Raw genomic sequence first — 3,846 nt, 5'->3', positions numbered from 1 at the left:
GCAGCGGCGCCGGCGCCAGGCTGCTGGGCGCCAGGAGCGGGAGCCGCGCCGACGGCGTAGGGCGCCGCCGCGCCGGGGGTCGCGTCGCCGGGCTGCTGGGCGCCTGCGGGGACTGCGGGCGGCACGGTGCCGGACTTCGTGCCGGACACGTTGTTGGTCATCTTGCTATCAACCGCGGGGGCCGCATCAGCGGGCGTCACGGCCTGGGCGGCCACGGGCTCCGCCGGCGTCACCGCCTCGGAGGCCACCGGCTCCGCGGGCTCAACGGGCGAGCCGCCGGAGGCGATGGCCTCCGGATTGCTCTGGGGGTCTTTGGTCTGGTCTTCCATGGGCTTGCCTTTCCCTTTCTCTGTTGAATCCGGTCAGCATTATACGCCCACCGGCGTCTGACGAGGACGGGCCGGCCGCGGAGCACCCGCAGCCGGCCCGCCAGCCTCGCGACCCGAAGGCCGCCTTCTTGCGCAGAGCCGCCTAGTGAGCCAGGTCCTCCGGCGTCACGCGACCGCGGAACGTGCGGTAGATCACCACGTGGTAGACCAGCACGAGCGGCAGGCCCACGCACACGATGACGGTCATCCAGAACAGGGAGAGCTCGGACGACGCGGCGTTCAAGATGGTGATGGTGGGCCCGATGCTGTCGGGCGAGGCCACCACCAGGCAGGGGAACATCGAGCACGCGAGCAGCCCCACCAGCGAGAACGCGCCGGCGCTCTGGCCGAGGAAGGCCACCAGGTCGCTCTTGGGGCAGTCCTTCCGGCTGCCGACGCGACCCGCCACCATCGAGCCGATCACCGTCACCAGGAACAGCGCGGCGAACAGCCAGCGCAGGATGCCCAGCTCAGGCGCCATGTCAGGCGCGTAGAAGAAGTGACCGAGCACCGATACCACCGCGAAGAGCAGCACGGCCACAACCTGGAGCGGCACGCGCAGGGCCTGGGCGCGACGATGGAGGTCGCTTCCCAGCGGGGCCTTGAGCGCCGTCCACGTGGCGCCGGCCGAGAGGAACATGGCCAGGCCCAGCAGGCCCGTGAGCAGCGTGAACGGGGTGATGAGCCCCAGCAGCGGCACGCCCATGTAGTCGCCGTTGGCGTCCATCGGGATGCCCGCGTAGATGTTGCCCACCGCCACGCCGAACAGCAGCGCCGGCAGCAGCGACCCCACGAAGAAGCACGCGTCCCACACCTTCGCCCAGCCAGGGTCGCCGGCGCGGAACTCGAAGGACACGGCACGCACGATCAGGCCGAAGAGCACGAGCATCACAGCCAGGTAGAACCCGGAGAACGTGGTGGCATACGCGTCGGGGAACGCCGCGAACAGCGCGCCGCCCGCCGTGAGGAGCCACACCTCGTTGCCGTCCCACACCGGCCCGATGGACCGGCGCATGAGAGCCTTCTCCTCCTCGTTCTTCGCCAGGAACGGAGCGAGCACGCCCACGCCCAGGTCGAAGCCGTCAAGGATGAAGTAGCCGGCTATCAGCACGAAGATCAAGAAGAACCACAGGACGCCCAGGATGGTCATGGTCATGGCTACTCACCGTCCTTCCCAGAGGCAGCAGAGCGCGGGGCGGCCGACTCCTCCGCCACGGCCTCTTCGAGCGCCTCCACCACCGCGTCGCCCGCGGCGCCGGCTTCGCCAGCCTCGCCAGCCCCGGCGGCGGCCAGCTGCTCGGCCGGGCCCTCCTTGATGAAGCGGCCGATCACGCGGGCCCAGCCCACGAACAGCAGCAGGTACACGAGCGCGAACAGCGCGAGCGTCGTCAGCAGCTCAGGCGCGCTCACCGACATCGAGATGGCGTTGTCAGTGAGCAGCTCGACGCCCTCGGGGCCCGAAACCGACGGGTAGACCACCCACGGCTGGCGGCCGACCTCAGCCGTGATCCAGCCGGTGTTGATGGCGATAAGCGGGAACAGCGGCGAGATGAGCAGCAGCTTCTGCAGCCAGCGCATCTTCTTCACGCGCCCGCCCTTGAAGGTGAACACGATGGCCAAGATGGCCGTCAGCATGATGAGGCCGTACATGGCCACCATGATATGGTAGCTCTGGAACACGAAGTTCACCGGCAGGTCGGCCGGGTCCATGGCGCCGTACTTCTCCGTCTCAGCCAGGTCGTTGAGACCCGGGTACTCGGTGTCCCACGTGCCCGTGGCCAGGAAGCTCGTGCCGCCGGGGATGGAGAACGGGGCAATGACCTCGCCCGATTCCTCATCGACCCATCCGAAGGCGTACAGCGGCGGTGCCTCCGTGTCGTACTGGCCCTCCATCATCGCCAGCTTGGTGGGCTGCTCTTCCCACACCACCACGGCCGACGCATGGGCGAACACGATCATGAGGCAGCTGGTGACGATGCCCACCACCGCGCCGATGCGCATGATCTTCATGGCGAAGTCGGCATGGCGGCCCTTGAGCAGGTACCACGCCGCCACGGCCATGGCCACGAAGGCGCCCATGATGAGCAGCGCGTCCACCGTGTGGGTGTAGCGCGCGAAGATGGAGGGATTGAAGGCGGCGGCGAAGAAGTCCGTGATGATGGCCTCGTCGCCCGCAGCGTTGAGCGCGGCGCCGGCCGGCGTCTGCATCCATGAGTTGGCGATGAGGATCCACAGCGCGCTCAGGCACGAGCCGAACCACACGAGCCAGGCGGACACCATATAGGCCCGCGGGCTCACGCGCTTGCGGCCGAACAGCAACACGCCCAGGAACACCGACTCCAGGAAGAACGCGAACAAGGCCTCAGCCGCCAGCGGCGCGCCGAAGATGTCGCCCACGAAGCGGGAGTAGTTGGCCCAGTTGGTGCCGAACGAGAACTCCATGGTGATGCCCGTGGCCACGCCGATGGCGAACGTGGCGGTGAAGATCTTGACCCAGAAATGGGTGGCCGCCGCGTCGCGCTCATCGCGGCTGCGGTAGTAGCGCGTCTCGCAGATGGCCAGGATGAGGCCCAGGCCAATCGAAAGCGGGACGAACAGGAAATGGTACGCCACCGTCAGCGCGAACTGGATGCGCGACAGCAAGGCGACGTCGGTGAGGATTTCCATCTCACGCCTCCTCTTGCTTACGTACTTGACCTGGGAAAAACGATGACGCCTGCCACGCTTGCCATCGCGAGCCGCATTCGCCTTTCCCAGATCAAGCCCCAACGAAACAGAAAGATGATACCCAACTTGTGGCATATCGGTGAAGATCGCCGACCGGGTTCTGTTCGCCGTTGCCAAATCGATACCCGTCCCAGCGCGCAACCGCGCACGGCCCCCGCCGCCCCCGAGCACGCACGGGCGATTGGCGTTTCTGGCCAAAAATACTGCGGTTTACGCTGATCTGCGTCTTGTCAGCGAGGCGAGGAGCGCGTTTCCCCAGGTCGCGATTGCCTGGAAGCCGCTATTCGCCCGCCAGGGGGCGTAAAGCGTAGTGTTTTTGGCCACTTTTGCGGAAGCCTGCAGTGAATACGGGGGCGGGCGAGGCGAGAGGAATGGGGGGGGCGGGAACACGCGGCGGGGCCGCAGGCGGGACGGGGGGGCGGAGAAGCTCCGGCCTGGGGGCTGGCGGCCAGCCGGGGAACGGGGGCGTGTTTCACGTGAAACATACGTATGCGCGCCAGCGCGAGGGGCCTCCCGACTGGCGGGGGCCCTCGCGCAGCAAGGCGGCCCGACCGCGGGCGGGGCGGCGGGGCGGCCGATGTTTCACGTGAAACACGCTGGCCGGCCCTAGCATGCGGGGCCCGCCGGTCGAGGAGCGCCGGAGGGGCGCTTCGCGCGGCGGGGCCGCAGGCGGGGCGGGGGCGGCTGGACGCGGGAGGGTCGGAGCGGTAGCGGGCGGGCGCGGGGAGGGGCGGGGGCAGAGTGCTGACGA

The 3,846-nt window shown here is 68.5% G+C and carries 3 protein-coding genes; all 3 read right to left on the bottom strand.

All coding sequences use genetic code 11. The annotated features are described in order from the left end of the window. The coding region (locus D1643_RS10170) for a hypothetical protein (RefSeq protein ID WP_370520338.1) at nt 1–329 on the bottom strand (329 nt) is incomplete at its 3' end. A gap of 142 nt (nt 330–471) precedes the next feature. After that, a complete protein-coding gene (gene cydB, locus D1643_RS10165) occupies nt 472–1,524 on the bottom strand; it encodes a cytochrome d ubiquinol oxidase subunit II (protein WP_370520337.1) in 1,053 nt (350 codons plus the stop codon). A 2-nt stretch (nt 1,525–1,526) separates the two neighbouring features. Further along, nucleotides 1,527–3,035, bottom strand: coding sequence for a cytochrome ubiquinol oxidase subunit I (locus tag D1643_RS10160; RefSeq protein ID WP_160710510.1), 1,509 nt, complete (start codon nt 3,033–3,035; stop codon nt 1,527–1,529). Between the last annotated feature and the right edge of the window lie 811 nt (nt 3,036–3,846).

It is taken from the genome of Enterorhabdus sp. P55, from assembly GCF_009911695.1.
GTDB lineage: Bacteria > Actinomycetota > Coriobacteriia > Coriobacteriales > Eggerthellaceae > Enterorhabdus.
The sequence above is the reverse complement of the archived record's forward strand: the minus strand, read 5'-3'. Positions and strand labels throughout refer to the sequence as shown.